Genomic DNA, 16,857 nt, shown 5'->3' with positions numbered 1-16,857 from the left:
GGCCCCGGTGCATGGCCGGGGCGGGCGACGGGTTCCCCGATGTCAGAGCGACGTCATGACGTGCTTGATCCGGGTGTAGTCCTCGAAGCCGTACGCGGAGAGGTCCTTGCCGTAGCCGGACTTCTTGAACCCGCCATGCGGCATCTCGGCGACGAGTGCCATGTGGGTGTTGATCCATACGCAGCCGAAGTCGAGGTTCTTCGACATCCGCATCGCCCGCGCATGGTCCTTGGTCCACACCGAGGAGGCCAGAGCGTAGTCGACGCCATTGGCATACTGCAGGGCCTGGGCCTCGTCCGCGAACGACTGGACGGTCATGACCGGGCCGAAGACCTCGTTCTGGATGATCTCGTCGTCCTGCCGGAGGCCGGAGACCACAGTCGGGGCGTAGAAGTAGCCCTTCTCGCCGACCCGGTGGCCGCCCGCCTCGATCCTGGCATGGTCGGGGAGGCGCTCGATGAAGCCGCTGACCTGGGCGAGTTGGCCCGCGTTGTTGAGCGGGCCGTACAGCACGTCCTCGTCGTCCGGCTGCCCGGTCTTCGTGTCGGCCGCCGCCTTGGCGAGCGCGGTGACGAACTCGTCGTGGACCGACTCGTGGACCAGGACACGGGTCGCGGCCGTACAGTCCTGACCGGCGTTGAAGAAGCCGCCGACCACCAGGTCCTCGACCGCCTTCGCCAGGTCGGCGTCCTCGAAGATCACCGCCGGGGCCTTGCCGCCGAGCTCCAGGTGGACCCGCTTGACGTCCTTGGCCGCGCTCTGGGCAACCTGGATGCCGGCGCGTACGGAGCCGGTGATGGAGGCCATCGCAGGGGTGGGGTGCTCCACCATCAGGCGGCCGGTCTCACGGTCGCCGCAGACCACGTTGAAGATTCCGCGGGGCAGCGCAAGTTCCTCCAGGACACCGCCGATGATCTCGGCGATCAGCACCGTGGAGGCCGGGGTGGTGTCCGAGGGCTTGAGGACCACCGCGTTGCCCGCCGCAAGCGCCGGAGCGAACTTCCACACCGCCATCAGCAGGGGGTAGTTCCACGGCGCGACCTGTGCACACACACCGACCGGCTCGCGGCGGATGATGGAGGTCAGACCTTCCATGTACTCACCGGCCGAGCGGCCCTCCAGCAGCCGCGCCGCGCCCGCGAAGAAGCGGACCTGGTCGATGGCGGGGGCCAGTTCCTCACTGCGGGTGAGGTGGAGCGGCTTGCCGGTGTCCCGGCTCTCCGCCGCGACCAGCTCGTCGGCCCGTGCCTCCATTGCGTCGGCGATCTTCAGCAGCGTGCGCTGCCGCACGGACGGTGTGGTGTCGCGCCAGACGGGGAACGCCGCGGCTGCGGCCGCCATCGCCGCGTCGACGTCTGCCGCCCCCGAGAGCGGGGAGGTCGCGTAGAAGTCACCGGTGACGGGATCCACCACATCGAGCGTGCGGCCGTCCGAGGCGTCGGCGAGTGCACCGTCGATGTAGTTGCGGAACGTGGTGCTCATGGAACGTCTCTCCTGGTCAGGCAGCGGTACGGGCGGACAGGTGCTCGTGGACGGCGGTCCAGCCGCCGTCGTCGGCGCGGGCGAAGACGATGGTCTCCCGCTCGTGGACCGTCTCCTCAGCGGCCTCGGTGGCGACTCGGGTCTCCACGTCGTGGCTGAAGACGGCCGTGTCGCCGAAGTGCTGGATCAGCTGTGCGGACGAGGTGCAGCCGAGGATGCGGAAGCCGTCCTGCTCCACCCACTGCTGCCAGAGCGCGCGGTACTCGGCCGTGGAGCCGAGCCGCTCCGGGGTGGTGTGGAAGACGAAGGTCGCGTCCGGGGCGAAGGCGCCGAAGTAGTCGTCGAGGCGGCTCTCGGCGAAGGCGGCGACGAGCGCGTCCGCGGCGGCCTGGATTTCCTGGACGGTGGTGGTGCTCATGCACAGCTCCTGGTCACGGGCGTTCGGACGGGGCCGGCACGCCCGGCATTCGGTTACGGGGTGACTGCGAGGGCTCAGTGGGCCACGGCGGGCTCGATGACGGTCTCCTCGGTGCCGCCGGTGATCGGCGGCACCGAGGCGTCCGATGCCCGGACGAAGCGGGGTCCTGCCGGTCCGTACACGGCGCGCGGCTCGGGGAACACGGCGAGCAGGGCGAGGTAGAGCACGGTCGCGAGGACGAGACCGACCGGCAGCGAGACGTCCGTGCCGTTGGCGAGGTTGCCGAGCGGGCCGACGAACTGGCCGGGCAGGTTGGTGAAGAGGAGCGCCACGACGGCGGAGATGAGCCAGGTGGCCATGCCGCGCCAGTTCCAGCCGTTCGTGTACCAGTAGCGGCCGCCACGCTGACGGCGGTTGAAGACCTGCAGGGCCTCGGCGTCGTACCAGCCGCGCCGGGTGACGTACCCGAGCGCCATGACGATCATCCACGGTGCGGTGCAGGTGATGATCAGCGTGGCGAAGGTGGAGATGGACTGCGCGAGGTTGAGCGCGAAGCGGCCGACGAAGATGAACGCGATGGACAGCGCGCCGATGAAGAAGGTGGCCTGGACGCGGCTGAAGCGCGTGAAGACGCTGGAGAAGTCGAGACCCGTGCCGTACAGGGCCGTTGTGCCCGTGGAGAGGCCGCCGATCAGGGCGATCAGGCAGAGCGGCAGGAAGTACCAGCCGGGCGAGATCGCGAGCAGTCCGCCCACGTAGTTGGGGGCGGCCGGGTCGACGTACTTCGCGGCCTTCGTCGCGATGATCGACGCGGTGGCCAGGCCGAAGAGGAACGGCAGCAGGGTGGCGATCTGGGCGATGAACGCGGCCCCCATCACCCGGCGACGCGGGGCCCCGGCCGGAATGTAGCGGGACCAGTCACCGAGGAACGCGCCGAAGGAGACCGGGTTGGAGAGCACGATCAGCGCGGCGCCTATGAACGACGGCCAGAACAGCGGGTCGGCGGTGGAGGCGAAGGCTCCCGCGTAACCGGGGTCGAAGTCGCCCGCGAAGGCGAAGGCGCCGAGCACGAAGAGGGCCGACGCCGCCAGCACCGCGATCTTGTTGACCAGCAGCATGAACCGGAAACCGTAGATGCAGACGACCAGTACGAGCCCGGCGAAGATCGCGTACGCGATGCCGTAGGTGACGTCCGACTCGGGGAGGTCGACGAGCCGGTGAGCGCCGCCGACGAGCGCGTCGCCCGAGGACCACACCGAGATCGAGAAGAAGGCGATGGCGGTGAGCAGGGAGAGGAACGAGCCGACGACCCGGCCGTGCACGCCCAGGTGCGCGGAGGAGGAGACGGCGTTGTTCGTGCCGTTGGCGGGGCCGAACAGTGCCATCGGGGCCAGCAGCAGCGCACCCGCGACGAGGCCGAGGACGGTCGCTGCGAGACCCTGCCAGAAGGAGAGCCCGAAGAGGATCGGGAAGGCGCCCAGCACACAGGTCGCGAAGGTGTTGGCGCCGCCGAAGGCGAGCCGGAACAGATCGATCGGACGGGCCGTGCGGTCCGCGTCCGGGATCCGCTCGACACCATAGGTCTCGATTTCGGTGATCGAGGTCGTCACGGGGCTCCACCTTCCGTTCATGCATGGGGACGGTCCCACAGTGTGTGGCCTCTACATAACCAGCGACAATTGTGTCAATCACGGAGCAGTAGGCTGCCTTCTGTGGCCAGCAACAAACTTACCGTCGAGGATCTGCTCTCCTTCCCGGCGCTCCAGCTCTCCGTGAAGGCCGGCAGCGGCGGCCTGGGCCGGTCCGTGTCCTGGGCGCACGCCATCGAGCTCGCCGATCCGACGCCCTGGCTCCTGGGTGCCGAGGTGATCATGACGACGGGCCTGGCGGTCCCCCGTACCGCGGCCGGACAGCGCGCCTATTTGGAGCGGCTGGACGATGCCGGGGTATCCGCTCTCGCGCTCTCCGCACAGCTGCACATGCCCCCGCTCCACGACGCGTTCTTCCGGGCGGCCGAGGAGCGGGGCTTCCCGGTCCTCGAAGTGCCGCTCTCCGTCCCGTTCATCGCTGTCGCCCAGGAGGTCGCAGCCTCGGTCCAAGAGGATGCCAGGCACCGGCTGGGCGCGCAGCTCCAGGTCTTCGGCTCGCTGCGCTGGCTGGTCGCCGAGGGCCTCGACACGCCGACACTTCTGCGCCGCCTCGAACGCCTGTCCGGTTATGACGTCTACCTCTGCACGCCGCAGGGCCGCCCGCTGCTGCCCGGCGTTCCCGCGCCCGATCCCGGCGTCCTGCCCGCCTCCGTCGACGCTCCACCGACGATCCCCGGCGGATTCGTCCTCCCGGTGCCCGCACCCGGCGGCCCGGCGGGCTTTCTCGTCGCGTACGAGCGTCAGGGCGCCCAGCCGGCGGGACTGGCCGTCGTCCAGCACATCGCCACCGTAGCGGCGCTCCGGCTGGCGATGGTGCGCAACGAGCGCGAGACGCTGCGCCGCGAGGGCGCGGAGACGCTGGCCGAGCTTCTGCAGGAGGTGCTCGACCCGGAGGCGGCGCGCCGCAGGCTCGCCCGGCACGCGATCGAGGGCGACACCGTGCTCCTGGTGGTGCGCCACACCACCGACGAGGCGCTGCTGCGCTGCCTGGAGGACCATCCCCATCTGCTGCTCACCTGGGGCGATGACCGCTATGTCCTGGGGGCGCCGGAGCTGGCGGTGGCCGTCGGTGAGCTGCCGGTCGTGGCAGCCGGGATGAGCCGCCCCTTCCTGCCGGGCGCCGCACTGAAGGTCGCCCAGCGCGAGGCGCTCTGGGCGGTCTCCAAGGCCGTGGAGTCGGGCCGCCCCGTCGTCCGGTACGGCGACGACTCGACGGGCCGGTGGCTGCCCGACGACCCCACTGTGCTGACCGCACTGGTCGAGCACGTGCTCGGCGAGGTCCTGCGCTACGACGAGGCCCACGACTCGCAGCTGCTGGTCTCCGCCCGCACCTGGATGGAGCGCGACCGCCGTACCGAGACGGCTGCGGCGGCACTCCACATCCACCCGAACACCCTCGCCTACCGGCTGCGCCGCTTCGGCACACTCGCCCACCGTGATCTGGCGTCGACAGGTGCCCTGGCCGAGGTCTGGCTGGCGATCCAGGCAGCGGGAGCGCTGGGCCTCACCGACTGAGCAGGCTTGTGGCAGGCCAGGAGCAAGGAGGCAGGGCGTCACCTGGTGGGGTCATGCCACCTGCACGATCGAGGCCGTCTCCCGCTCGTGTCCTGACCGGCCGACGGGCGATCAGCCGGCCCAGTCAGTCCCGGTCCACTCGGATCATGTCTGCGCACTTCTCCCCGATCATCATCGTGGTGATGCAGGGGTTGACAGCAGGCAGGAACGGCATCACGGACGCATCGGCCACCCGCAGACCCCGCACCCCCTTCACGCGCAGCCGCGGATCGAGCACGGCCTCCGGGTCGTCGGTGGCACCCATCCGTACCGTGCCCGCCGGATGGTAGACCGTGTTGTGGGTCTGGCGGATGTAGTCGAGCAGCTCCGCGTCAGTCACGGCGTCGGCCCCCGGCGCCAGTTCCCGGCCGGCCCAGGAAGCCATCGGCGCCCGGGAGACGATGTCCCGGGCGAGCCGCAGCCCGTAGGTCATCACCCGTACGTCGTGCTCGTCGGTGAAGTAGCGCGGGTCGACCCGTGGCTTGTCACGGAAGTCACGGGTGCGCAGCCGGACAGTGCCCATGGAACGGGCGCGGGTGACGTTGGGAGTGAGGCAGAAGGCGTTCTCGGAGGTCGGGTACCCGCGCCGGTAGGTGTTCATGTCGAAGGGCACGGACCCGTAGTGGAACATCAGGTCCGGGCGGTCGAGGCCGGATTCGGTGTCGGCGAAGATGCCGATCTCCCACCACTGGGTGGACGTGGTGACCATGGGCTGCCGCGCCTCCCACATGATCACGCCCTCGGGGTGGTCCTGAAGGTGGGCACCGACCGCCGGTGAGTCGACGCGGACATCCACACCGGTCTCGCGCAGATGGTCCGCCGGGCCGATCCCGGACAGCATCAGCAGCTTCGGCGCGTCGATGGAGCCGCAGGACACAACGACTTCGCGTCGCGCGCCGACGGTACGCGTATGGATGAGGTCGGGCGTCAGGTATTCGACGCCGGTGCACCGCTGTTCGGCGTCGAGAACCAGTCGCTTGGCCTGCAGCCCGGTGCGTACTTCGAGGTTGGGACGCTGTCCGAGAATCGGGTGCAGGTAGGAGACGGAGGCGGACGAACGCGTCCCGTCGGGGCGGGCGTTGATCTGGAACCAGTGCGCCCCACGAGTGACCGTCGTACCGGTGTTGAACGGCGTGGTGGGAATTCCGGCCGCGGCGCAGGCCTCCAGCAGGGCCGCTCCGCACGGGTCGTTCGGCGGGATCGTGCGGATGGTCACCGGGCCGTTGCGCCCGTGGTGGTCGCCGGGCGCGTCGTTGGTCTCCAGCCGTTGGTAGAGCGGGAAGCAGTCCGCGGCGCTCCAGCCCTTGCATCCCAGGGCGCCCCATTCGTCGAGGTCCTCGGCCGGCGCCCAGAAGGCGATGCAGGAGTTGTGGGACGAACAGCCGCCGAGGACTTTGGCGCGGGCATGCCGCATGAAACTGTTGCCGTTGTCCTGCGGCTCCACCGGGTAGTCCCAGTCGTAGCCGGATTCCAGCAGCCCCATCCACCGGTCGAGCCGCAGGATGTTGTCGTCACCGACGTCCGAGGGACCCGCCTCCAGTACGCAGACGGTGACGGACGGGTCCTCGGACAGCCGGGCGGCGACGACCGCCCCGGCCGTACCGCCGCCGACCACCACATAGTCGAAGTCGTCCTGCAATTGACTCTCAGCCGGCATCTGTGTCTCCAGAAATCGTGGGGTGTGGGCTGCGGCTAGCCGCGCGGCGGTGCGGGCGCCGTCGGGTCGTGCACCTCGGCGCGGTGGCTCTCAAGAACGCCGGTCTTGTGCCGCTGCACGAACCAGTAGTAGGCGAATCCGCCGAGCCCGACGATGCCGATGAAGACGAATGCGCCCCAGCGCAGATACCAGTGCTGCGCTCCCGTCGCGTTGTAGACCTCGGCGCGCGGCCAGGCGAGGTTGAGCGACATGGCCGCTCCCCACAGCACGGCGGCGATGTTGATCGGCAGCCCGAGCCGGCCGAGCGTGAAGTTGCCTTCTGCGGGCTGCCAGGTGCCTCGCAGCCGGCGGATCAGCATGGGGGTCGTGACCATCAGATAGGCCACATAGATCATGATGACCGCGATGCTCGTGATCACCGAGAAGATCTGCGGCTGGTTGATGTTGATCACCAGGATGACGACGCCCACCACACCGATCACGACGGCAGGCACCACAGGGGTCTGGAAGCGGGGGCTGACCCGGGCCAGAATTGAGCCCGCAGGAAGGTTGTTGTCGCGTGCCATCGCGAACATCAGCCGGATGCCGGCGGCCTGCACAGCCAGCACGCAGACCGTGATCGCGACGACCACGCACCACAGGAAGATCTCACCGACGGTCGAGCCGAGCGTCTCCAGCACCACGTACTGCAAGCCGCCCGTCGACAGCTCCTTCGCGGCCAGATCCGGCACCGCCAGCAGCGCGAAGAGCAGGATCAGGCCGCCGATGACGAACGACGCGATGAGCGCCCGCAGGATGGCGCGGGGTGCGTTGCGGCCCGGATTGTGCGACTCCTCGCCGAGCGACGACGCCGTGTCGAAGCCGTACATCACGTACGCGGACGCGAGCGACGCAGTGAGGAACGCGCCGAAGTACCCGAGGGTCCGGCCGTCGCCGAGCCCGTACGTCTCCGTCAGGGCGGTGCTGGGGCCGCGGGTGATGTGCGCCGCCAGGAAGATGATCAGGGCGACCGCGGCGATCAGCTCGATGAACACACCTGCGGAGTTGATCCGGGCCATGAGCTGGACACCGAAGGCGTTGACCAGGGTGGAGAAGAGGATCAGTACCGTGCCGAGGAGAACGGCGTTGGCCGCCGCGTCGTTCTTGCCGGTGCCGTCGCCCACGAACTGGAACCAGCTGTCGATCTGCGGCAGCGTGATCTGGTAGGCGAGCGCCACGGCTGAGAGCGTGACCATGGTGGCGGTCATCATCATCCAGCCGCCGAGCCAGCCGATGTGCGGGCCGCCCATGCTCTTGGCCCAGTTGTAGATCGAGCCGGCCACCGGGTAGCGGGCGGCGAGCTCGCAGAAGCACAGGGCGACCATCAGCTGGCCGGCGAAGACCATGGGCCAGGACCACCAGTAGGCCGGGCCGCCGAAGCTCACGCCGAAGTAGAACAGCTGAAAGGTGCCGGTCAGGATCGAGATGTAGCTGATGCCCGCGGCGAAGGTGTGGAAGTTGCCCAGGGTTCGCTTGAGTTCGGGCTTGTAGCCGAGCTCAGCAAGTGAGTCGTCATCATGGCTGCCGTCGGCCCGGGTGCCGGGGCGCGGGGTGCTCGTCGGGTCGGGGCTTGTCGGGTCGGAAGTGCTCACTCGAACCACCTCTGCGGCCGGGCTGCGGTGTTGCGCCAGATGTGCTTGGCCTCCTGGTACTCCGCGAGACCGGCCGGGCCGAGCTCGCGGCCAACTCCGGACTGCTTCATTCCGCCCCACTCGGCCTGCGGGACATACGGATGGAAGTCGTTGATCCATACGGTCCCGGCGCGCAGCCCGGCGGCCACCCGGTGGGCGCGCTCGCCGTCCTGCGTCCAGACGGCCCCGGCCAGCCCGTAGACGGTGTCGTTGGCCAGGGCGATGGCCTCGGTCTCGTCCCGGAACCGCTCGACGGTCAGGACCGGGCCGAACGATTCATCCCGTACCACCGTCATGTCCGGCGTGCACTCGTCGAGCACGGTCGGCAGGTAGTAGAAGCCGCTCTGCAGCGCCGGGTCGTCCGGGCGGGCACCGCCGCAGCGCAGTACGGCGCCCTCCGCCAGGCCCGCGGCCACGTACGCCTCGACCTTGGCGCGATGCGCGGCCGAGATCAGCGGCCCGCTGCGGGCGTCCTCGTCGAACGGTCCACCGAGCCGAATGCCCCGGGCGCGCCGTACCAACTCGTCGACGAACGCGTCGTGCAGCTCGTCCTGTACGAGCAGCCGCGCGCCGGCCGAGCAGACCTGCCCGGCGTGCAGGAAGACTGCCATCAGCGCGTAGTCGACCGCGGTGTCGAACTCGGTGTCGGCGAACACGATATTGGGGTTCTTGCCGCCCAGTTCGAGCGCGATCTTCTTCACGGTGGGTGCGGCCGCCGCCATGATGAGCCGTCCGGTGGCCAGGCCGCCGGTGAAGGAGACCATGTCCACGCGCGCGTCCGAGCTCAGCGGTGCGCCCGCGGTGGCCCCGGCCCCGAGCACCAGATTCGCGACACCGGCCGGCAGTCCGGCCTCGGTGAGCGCCTTCATCAGGAGGATCGCGGTGTGCGGCGTCAGCTCACTGGGCTTGAGAACGAAGGTGTTGCCCGCGGCGATTGCGGGGGCCACCTTCCAGGCCGTCTGCAACAGCGGATAGTTCCACGGCGTGATCAGCGAGCAGACGCCGACCGGTTCGTGCACCACTCTGCTGTCGATCCCGCGATCACCCGCGTCGACGATGCGGTCGGTGCCGCCGGAGGCGGCCAGGTTGCCGAAGTAGCGGAAACAGTTCGCGATGTCGTCCATGTCGTACTCGCTCTCCACGAGCCGCTTCCCTGTGTCCAGGGTCTCGGCTCTGGCGAACGCGTCCTTGTCCCGTTCCATGAGGTCGGCGACGCGCAGCAGCAGCCGGCCGCGCTCTGCGGCCGACGTGCGCGGCCACGGCCCCCGATCGAACGCCTCGCGCGCCGCGGCCACTGCCGCGGCTGCGTCCTGCGGCCCCGCCTCGTCGACGGTGGCGACCAGGGCACCGTCCGCAGGGCAGCGGATCTCACGTGTTCCGCCCTCGATCGCAGCGCTCCATCGGCCACCGATGAACAGCTCAGGCATGGCGTCCCTCCAGGCCCGCACGGGGAAGGGGGAAGGCGGTGAAGCCGACCGTGGCGAGCTCGCCACCCAAAGTAAGCGCCCGACGACACACTCGCGCGGCGAGCAACGCCGTACCGCTTGGACTCCCATCGCGCTTGCCCACCCCCGCTACCCGTCGTCTGCGCTTCCCCACTCCGCAGAAGCGGCCGGACCTGCCGGATTCACTCGGCGCTGGAAGCGCGGACCAGCCCCCTCCGTCGCGTGCACGAGGTCAGCATCCGCGGGACCCGACCGGGACCGATGCTGAGTGCTCGCGGGGTGGGGATCCGACGCCCGCCTTGGGATGTGCCGTCCCGGTTCTGCACGTCCGTCTCAGGCGAGGAGTCTGGCCTTCTGAGCCGCGAATTCCTCGTCGGTCAGAATGCCTTGGGCCTTCAGGTCGCCCAGTTCACCGGGGCGGGCGGCGACGGCTGTTGCTGATACGCCTGCTGCTGTTCGCCCTGCTGTGCCCATCGGCCCGCCTGCCGCCGCGAGACTCGGTTGGACACCGCGGTGGCAGTTCCGGATATCACGGCTGTGCGGGCGACGCCACGAAGGAGTCCGGGCATGTTCGCTCATCTCCCAGAGGGGTGCGGGTGGACCGTGGCGGACCGGGTTCGCACGGCCGGAGTTTTCAGGCGGCTGCCGGTCCGCCGGGGGCCGCCGTCGGCTCGGCCGCCTCCAGCGAGGCCAGCAGGGTCTGGACGGGGATGCGGCCGCTCGCCACCAACTGGGCGCCGCCGCGCCGCAACGCCCGGGCCAAGGGAGCGGCCCACACGTTTTCGTACACGAGGACCGCGGCGGAGTTGCCGGGCTCCAGCGCGGCCCCTGCCTCGTCGATGTCGTCCTGTGCCAGCAGCCCGGACGTCGCACCTTCGAAGACGGACAGATCGACCTCGTCCCCGAATTCTCCGAGTTGGACAGCGATGACCGTGCCATCGCTGTCCTTTCGGACGAAGACCAGGTCGAGGATGCGGATGACGCCGCGATCGACGAGATCGACAAGCAAGGGAAGACCCTCGCCCGTCATACGGTTGCCCGGGAACTCGACGATCAGGTAGTCGACGGGGCCCATGTCCTCGATGTCGTCGCTCATGGCCCACCTCCAGAGCCATTGGAGCATCCGGCCGGAGGCTTCGCATGTCCGGACGTAACTGCATGGCGGCCACGGGGACCGGTCCCCACGGCGCGGCACGAACCGGCTCGTGCCGTCGACATGCGCATGGGGGCACGGGGGGTCAGATTGGAGGTAACCGACTCGCCGCACGGAAACGTGCTCGGCGGGCAGGCCGGACGACAGTGAGGAACCTGATATGACCACACACGTGAGCGAACCCGGTTCGAGAGGGGCGACGCACACCAGCGGCTGGCTGGTGTTCGCCTCTGTGATCATGGTCTTCAGCGGCATCATGGCGCTGCTCGGTGGCATCTCGGCCATTGCCAAGGACAACGTGTTCGTCGCCACCCGCAACTACGTCTACGAGCTCAACCTCACCGGATGGGGCTGGATCCATCTCATCCTGGGCATCGTGATCGTGCTTACCGGCATCGCCGTGTTCACGGGCGCCACCTGGGCCAGGATCGTCGGTGTGGTGCTGGCCGGTCTCAGCATGATCGCGAACTTCATGTGGCTCCCCTACACACCCTGGTGGGCGCTGTTGTTCATCGCGATCGACGCCCTGATCATCTGGGGGTTGTGCGTCGCGCCCCGGCCGACGAGAGACTGACGTCCGGGACCGCCGCGGCCGCGCCACGCGGGACAGGTGCCGGCCGGCTGCCCGACCTGGTGCTCGTCGTCGGCGTCGCCGGGTCGGGCAAGACGACGGTGGGGACTCTCCTCGCGCGCCGGCTCGGCCGGCCGTACCGGGACGCGGACGAGTTCCACTCCGAGGCCAACCGCGCCAAGATGGCCGCCGGCCACGCTCTCACGGACAGCGACCGGGAACCCTGGCTCGACGCCATCGGGGAGTGGATGGATCGTGAGATCGCGGCCCGTCGTCCGGCCGTCGTCACCTGCTCCGCGCTCAAGCGTGGCTCCCGGGACAAGCTGCTGGCCGGGCGCCCCGGAGTCCGTCTGGTCTACCTGCACGGATCGCGGGATCTGATCCGCTCCCGGCTGGCCGCCCGGCACGGTCACTTCTTCCCGACGGACCTGTTGGACAGCCAGATCGCGGACCTGCAGGAGCCGGAACCCGACGAACACCCGTTGGTGGTGGAGATCGACCAGCCTCCGGAGGCCGTCGTCACGGCGGTGCTCTCGCTGATACCCCGGGAATCCTCCTCCGGGGTTCTGCCGGCCGGACCCGTCACGGAGCATGCCGCAGTGAGTGAGGAGCCTTCTGTGTCCCCCAGCCCCACAGGCGCGCAGTGGCAGTTGACCCGCGGCGAACAGAGTGCCGTGGTCGTCCAGCTGGGCGGCGCCTTGCGCGACTACACGGTGAACGGCCGACCGCTGCTCGACGGGTTCTCCGCCGGGTCCGCCATCACGGGCGGGCGGGGGCAGCTGCTCGCCCCGTGGCCGAACCGCGTGGGCGGCGGACGCTACCGCTTCGGCGACAAGGATCTGCAACTCCCTCTCACCGAACCGGAGAAGAACAACGCGATCCATGGACTGCTTCGCCGGACCCTGTGGAAGCTGCTCGCCCACACCGACGACGCGGTGAGAATCGGCACGACGCTCTGCCCCCAGCCCGGATATCCCTTCCTCCTCGACGTCTGCGCGGAGTACCGGCTGGGGCCCGAAGGGCTCGAGACCGCCGTCATCGCCACCAACTCCGGTACTGCACCAGCACCTTACGGAGTGGGGCAGCACCCCTATCTGACAGTCGGCACCGACCTCGTCGACACCGCGCTGCTCACCGTTCCCGCCCGGTACCTGCTGCGTACCGACGACCAGGGCCTGCCGATCGGCAAGGAGCCCGTGGACGACACCCCGTACGACTTCCGCACCGCCCGCCCCATCGGCGATCTGCGCCTGGACACCGCCTTCACCGGACTTGACCGCGCCCCCGACGGCCGGGCCGTCGTGCGACTGGCACATCCCTCCGGGCTGCGGGGTATCGATCTGTGGCTCGGCGAAGGCACCCGGTACGTGCAGGTGTATACGGGCGACACTCTGGCCGAACCCGAACGCCGGCGCCGCGGTGTCGCCGTGGAGGCCATGTCCTGTCCGCCGGACGCTTTTCGCAGCGGCACGGATCTCACCGTCCTGGAAGCGGGTGCCACGCACGTGCTGCGGTGGGGCCTCACTCCATGGGGGTCCCCGTGACACCGCCCGCACAGCCCTCGGCCGTGCACGCTATGACCGCGCACGATTTCCGGGCGCTCTACGAGCGACTTCGGCGCGAGGCGGCGCGGTCGATGGTGGACGGTCGGCGTGGCGCGCTCTGCCATGTGACGCCCGAGCGTGTGGTGGCAGCCGCCGCGGAAGTCCGTCTCGGACGCACGGTTTCGCTGGCCGCTCCGATCGAGACCGTGCCAGGCCCCGACGACCCCGAGCCCGCGGTGCACCGGATGACCGGACCTGCCCCGGGTGACCTCTGCGCGGAGGGGCTGCACTTTGCCACCGACCGCTTCGCCATGAACGTGCACGGGGACGCGGACAGTCATCTCGACGCCCTCTGTCACGTGGTGCTCGACGGGCAGCTGTACGGCGAGGTGCCCGCGAGCAGCGTGACGGCCGAGGGTGCCCGTGCGCTCTCCGTGGACCTGATCGAGGACGGCATCGTCGGTCGGGGCGTGCTGCTGGACATCCCCCGGCTGCGTGGCGCGCCCTGGCTGGAACCGGGCGACCAGGTGACGCCGGACGATCTGACGGCCGCCGAGGCCGCGCAAGGGGTCCGCGTCGGACCGGGAGACCTGCTGTTCGTCCGGGTGGGACATCGCCTCCGTCGTACAGAACTCGGACCGTGGAACGCGGCGACGGCTCGGGCCGGGCTCCACCCGACCGCCCTCGGGTTCCTGGCCGAGCGACAGGTCGCGGTCCTGGGCGGAGACGGAAACAACGACACCGCGCCCAGCGCGGTCGAGGACATCGCCTTCCCCGTGCATGTCCTGGCGATGCAGGCCATGGGCATCCATCTGATGGACTACCTGCAGTTCGAGGACCTGGTCCCGGTCTGCGCGCAGGCCGGGCGCTGGAGTTTCCTGTGTGTGGTCGCCCCACTGCGGCTGCCCGGAGCCACGGGCTCGCCCGTGAACCCGATCGCGGTGCTGTGACCGAGGTGCCGGACCGGTGACCGCCCCTCCGGTCGCCGTTCACGGGGCAGGCGGATACGTTCGAACCGGGTGGGACCGCTCGGCCCCCGCACTGCGGGAAGACAGGGCCTGACGCCAGGTCAGGTCCGTGATCACAAGGACGGTGGTCGCCGTGGGCGACGCCCCTCACTACGACGTCATCATCGTCGGTACCGGCGCCGGCGGCGGCACCCTCGCCCATCGGCTCGCCCCGTCCGGCAAGCGCGTACTCCTCGTCGAACGCGGCGACTACCTGCCGCGTGAGCGGGACAACTGGGACTCGACGGCCGTGTTCGTCAAGGGCAAGTACCGGGCACCGGAGTTCTGGATCGACCGGCACGGGACCGAGTTCCCTCCCGAGGTCAACTACTACGTGGGGGGCAACACCAAGTTCTACGGCGCCGCCCTCTTCCGGCTGCGGCCCGAGGACTTCGGCGAAATCCGTCATCACGGCGGCCTCTCCCCCGCCTGGCCGATCGGGTACGAGGACCTGGAGCCGTACTACACGCAGGCCGAGCACCTCTACCTCGTGCACGGACGTCATGGCGAGGATCCCGGTGAGGGTTCGGTGAGCGCGCAGTACGCCCATCCGCCCGTGGAGCACGAGCCGCGCATCCAGCAGTTGAGCGACGACCTCGAGAAGCGTGGTCTGCACCCCTTCCACCTGCCGATCGGAGTCAATCTCAGCCAGGAGAACGGGGGGCGGGCCACCCACTCCAGTGTCTGCATCCGCTGCGACCGGGTGGACGGCTTTCCGTGTCTGGTGCGTGGCAAGTCCGACGCCGAAGTGATCTGTGTCGAGCCGGCCCTGGCACACCCCAACGTCGAGATGGTCACGAACACGCAGGTGGTCCGCCTGGAGACCGATGCGAGTGGACGCAGTGTCAGCGCGGTCGTCGGCCGGCTCCCCGACGGCTCGGAGGTCCGGTTCACGGCGGACGTGGTGGTCGTCTCCTGCGGGGCGGTCAACTCCGCGGCGTTGCTGCTGGCCTCGGCCAACGGGCACCACCCCAACGGCCTTGCGAACAGCTCCGACGTGGTCGGCCGCAATTACATGCGGCACAACAACGAGGCCCTGATGGCGGTGTCGAAGGAACCCAACGACACCAAGTTCCAGAAGACCCTGGCCCTGCACGACTGGTACCTCGGTGCGGACGACTGGGACTACCCGCTGGGCGGCATCCAGATGCTGGGCAAGTCGGACGCCGACCAGATCCACGGCGAGGCCCCGCGGTGGGCCGGTGCGGTCGCACCGGACATGCCGTTCGAGGTGCTGGCGCACCACGCCGTCGACTTCTGGCTGTGCGGTGAGGACCTGCCCCTGGCCGACAACCGGGTCACCCTCGACGGCGACGGACGCATCCATCTCGCTCTCGACGAGAAGAACAACGTCGAAGGCCTGAAGCGGCTGAGGCACAAGCTGGAAGGGATGCTCGGCCACCTGGGCATGCACGAGCACCACCTGCTGTCCCACAGCATCTATCTCCACAAGGGAATGCCGATCGGCGCGACGGCGCACCAGGCCGGCACCGTGCGCTTCGGCACCGACCCCGCCGCCTCCGCGCTGGACGTCAACTGCAAGGCGCACGACCTCGACAACCTGTACGTCGTCGACACGAGCTTCTTCCCGAGCATCGGCGCCGTCAACCCGTCCTTGACGGCCATCGCCAATGCCCTGCGGGTCGGCGACCACCTCCTGGCCCGGCTTGGCTGAGGCCGAGGGCCGCTGGTCCGATCGGACGAAATACTCGGCCCAACGGCCCAACTGTGGTGCGCCGGACATGCTGCCCACCGCGGCCGGTGATTGCTTGACCTCCGTGCACTGCCCGGCTGCAGCTGGGCGGACCGAGCCACGCAGCGAGGAGGCAGGGCATCATGGATTCCACCGTGGCAGCACCGCGGGGTGTGATTCCGGCAGATCTGCTGAAGGGCCAGAAGGCGCTGGTCACCGGCGCCAATTCGGGTATCGGAAAGGCCACGGCAATCGGCCTGGGCCGGGCCGGCGCGGATGTGGTCGTGAACTACGTGGCCGGCCGTGAGGCCGCCGAGGAAGTGGTCAAGGAGATCACCTCGTTCGGGGTGCGCGCGGCGGCCTACGAAGCGGACGTGTCCCAGGAGGACCAGGTCACGGCCATGATGGACCGGATGATCCAGGAGTTCGGGACGATCGACATCCTGGTCGCCAACGCCGGGCTGCAGCGGGACGCCCGGTTCACCGAGATGACCCTCGCCCAGTGGCAGAAGGTCCTCGACGTCAACCTCACCGGTCAGTTCCTCTGCGCGAGGGAGGCGACCAAGGAGTTCCGGCGCCGCGGAGTCGTCCCCGAGGTGTCGCGCGCGGCCGGGAAGATCATCTGTATGAGTTCGGTGCACCAGCTCATCCCCTGGGCGGGCCACGTCAACTACGCCTCCTCCAAGGGCGGCGTACTGATGATGATGCAGACCCTGGCCCAGGAGCTCGCACCGGAGAAGATCCGGGTGAACGCGGTCGCCCCCGGGGCGATCAGGACGCCGATCAACCGCAGCGCCTGGGAGACGCCCGAGGCCCAGAAGGATCTGCTGAAGCTGATTCCGTACCACCGGATCGGCGACCCCGAGGACATCGCGCACGCCGTGGTCGGACTCGCCTCGGACCTCATGGACTACGTGGTGGGGACCACCCTGTACGTCGACGGCGGAATGACCCTCTTCCCGGGTTTCGCCACCGGCGGCTGACCCTCTCCCGGACTGTCACGAACAGCAAAGG

General features: G+C 69.3%; 13 protein-coding genes and 1 pseudogene. 6 read left to right on the top strand and 8 right to left on the bottom strand.

The window, feature by feature from the left end; translation table 11 throughout:
* Positions 1 to 42 precede the first annotated feature (42 nt).
* From ACFT7S_RS18505 to ACFT7S_RS18495, 3 genes are all read right to left on the bottom strand, one after another.
* Positions 43 to 1,482, bottom strand: coding sequence for a gamma-aminobutyraldehyde dehydrogenase (locus ACFT7S_RS18505; RefSeq protein WP_382732862.1), 1,440 nt, complete (start codon positions 1,480 to 1,482; stop codon positions 43 to 45).
* 16 nt (positions 1,483 to 1,498) lie between these two features.
* Positions 1,499 to 1,900, bottom strand: a complete 402-nt coding sequence (locus ACFT7S_RS18500) for a nuclear transport factor 2 family protein (protein ID WP_382732859.1) — start codon at positions 1,898 to 1,900, stop codon at positions 1,499 to 1,501.
* Positions 1,901 to 1,974: 74 nt separating this feature from the next.
* Positions 1,975 to 3,531 (bottom strand): purine-cytosine permease family protein, encoded by a 1,557-nt coding sequence (locus tag ACFT7S_RS18495; protein ID WP_382732856.1) that lies wholly within the window; start codon positions 3,529 to 3,531, stop codon positions 1,975 to 1,977.
* Positions 3,532 to 3,612: 81 nt separating this feature from the next.
* On the opposite strand from ACFT7S_RS18495, the gene ACFT7S_RS18490 reads away from it, so the two are divergent.
* Positions 3,613 to 5,064 (top strand): PucR family transcriptional regulator, encoded by a 1,452-nt coding sequence (locus ACFT7S_RS18490; RefSeq protein WP_382732853.1) that lies wholly within the window; start codon positions 3,613 to 3,615, stop codon positions 5,062 to 5,064.
* A 124-nt stretch (positions 5,065 to 5,188) separates the two neighbouring features.
* Here the strand turns inward: ACFT7S_RS18490 and ACFT7S_RS18485 are convergent, their stop codons facing one another.
* The 5 genes and pseudogenes from ACFT7S_RS18485 to ACFT7S_RS18465 form a co-directional block, all read right to left on the bottom strand.
* Complete coding sequence (locus ACFT7S_RS18485) at positions 5,189 to 6,760, bottom strand: GMC family oxidoreductase (protein WP_382732851.1); 1,572 nt, start codon at positions 6,758 to 6,760, stop codon at positions 5,189 to 5,191.
* A gap of 35 nt (positions 6,761 to 6,795) precedes the next feature.
* Positions 6,796 to 8,391, bottom strand: a complete 1,596-nt coding sequence (locus tag ACFT7S_RS18480) for an APC family permease (protein ID WP_382732848.1) — start codon at positions 8,389 to 8,391, stop codon at positions 6,796 to 6,798.
* Positions 8,388 to 9,857 (bottom strand): aldehyde dehydrogenase family protein, encoded by a 1,470-nt coding sequence (locus tag ACFT7S_RS18475; protein ID WP_382732845.1) that lies wholly within the window; start codon positions 9,855 to 9,857, stop codon positions 8,388 to 8,390. The genes ACFT7S_RS18480 and ACFT7S_RS18475 overlap by 4 nt, the downstream gene beginning before the upstream one ends.
* A 351-nt stretch (positions 9,858 to 10,208) precedes the next feature.
* Positions 10,209 to 10,444: pseudogene (locus ACFT7S_RS18470) on the bottom strand (SHOCT domain-containing protein).
* A 65-nt stretch (positions 10,445 to 10,509) separates the two neighbouring features.
* On the bottom strand, positions 10,510 to 10,971 hold the full coding sequence (locus tag ACFT7S_RS18465; protein ID WP_382732843.1) for a DUF6325 family protein: 462 nt from the start codon (positions 10,969 to 10,971) through the stop codon (positions 10,510 to 10,512).
* 217 nt (positions 10,972 to 11,188) lie between these two features.
* Between ACFT7S_RS18465 and ACFT7S_RS18460 the strand changes: the two genes are divergently transcribed.
* From ACFT7S_RS18460 to ACFT7S_RS18440, 5 genes are all read left to right on the top strand, one after another.
* Positions 11,189 to 11,602, top strand: coding sequence for a hypothetical protein (locus tag ACFT7S_RS18460; protein ID WP_382732840.1), 414 nt, complete (start codon positions 11,189 to 11,191; stop codon positions 11,600 to 11,602).
* Complete coding sequence (locus ACFT7S_RS18455) at positions 11,572 to 13,143, top strand: gluconokinase, GntK/IdnK-type (RefSeq protein WP_382732838.1); 1,572 nt, start codon at positions 11,572 to 11,574, stop codon at positions 13,141 to 13,143. The genes ACFT7S_RS18460 and ACFT7S_RS18455 overlap by 31 nt, the downstream gene beginning before the upstream one ends.
* 32 nt (positions 13,144 to 13,175) lie before the next feature.
* Positions 13,176 to 14,093, top strand: a complete 918-nt coding sequence (locus tag ACFT7S_RS18450) for a cyclase family protein (protein WP_382732835.1) — start codon at positions 13,176 to 13,178, stop codon at positions 14,091 to 14,093.
* A 151-nt stretch (positions 14,094 to 14,244) separates the two neighbouring features.
* Positions 14,245 to 15,825: a GMC oxidoreductase gene (locus ACFT7S_RS18445; RefSeq protein WP_382732874.1), complete on the top strand. Its 1,581-nt coding sequence runs from the start codon at positions 14,245 to 14,247 to the stop codon at positions 15,823 to 15,825.
* A gap of 161 nt (positions 15,826 to 15,986) precedes the next feature.
* The gene (locus tag ACFT7S_RS18440; RefSeq protein ID WP_382732832.1) at positions 15,987 to 16,826 is read left to right on the top strand and encodes an SDR family oxidoreductase; all 840 of its coding nucleotides are present in this window, start codon (positions 15,987 to 15,989) and stop codon (positions 16,824 to 16,826) included.
* Positions 16,827 to 16,857: the final 31 nt, after the last annotated feature.

Origin of the sequence: Streptomyces sp. NPDC057136 (genome assembly GCF_042670885.1) — a bacterium.
Taxonomy (GTDB): Bacteria; Actinomycetota; Actinomycetes; order Streptomycetales; family Streptomycetaceae; genus Streptomyces.
Note: the sequence above shows the minus strand (reverse complement) of the source record. Positions and strands in the feature narration are given on the sequence as shown.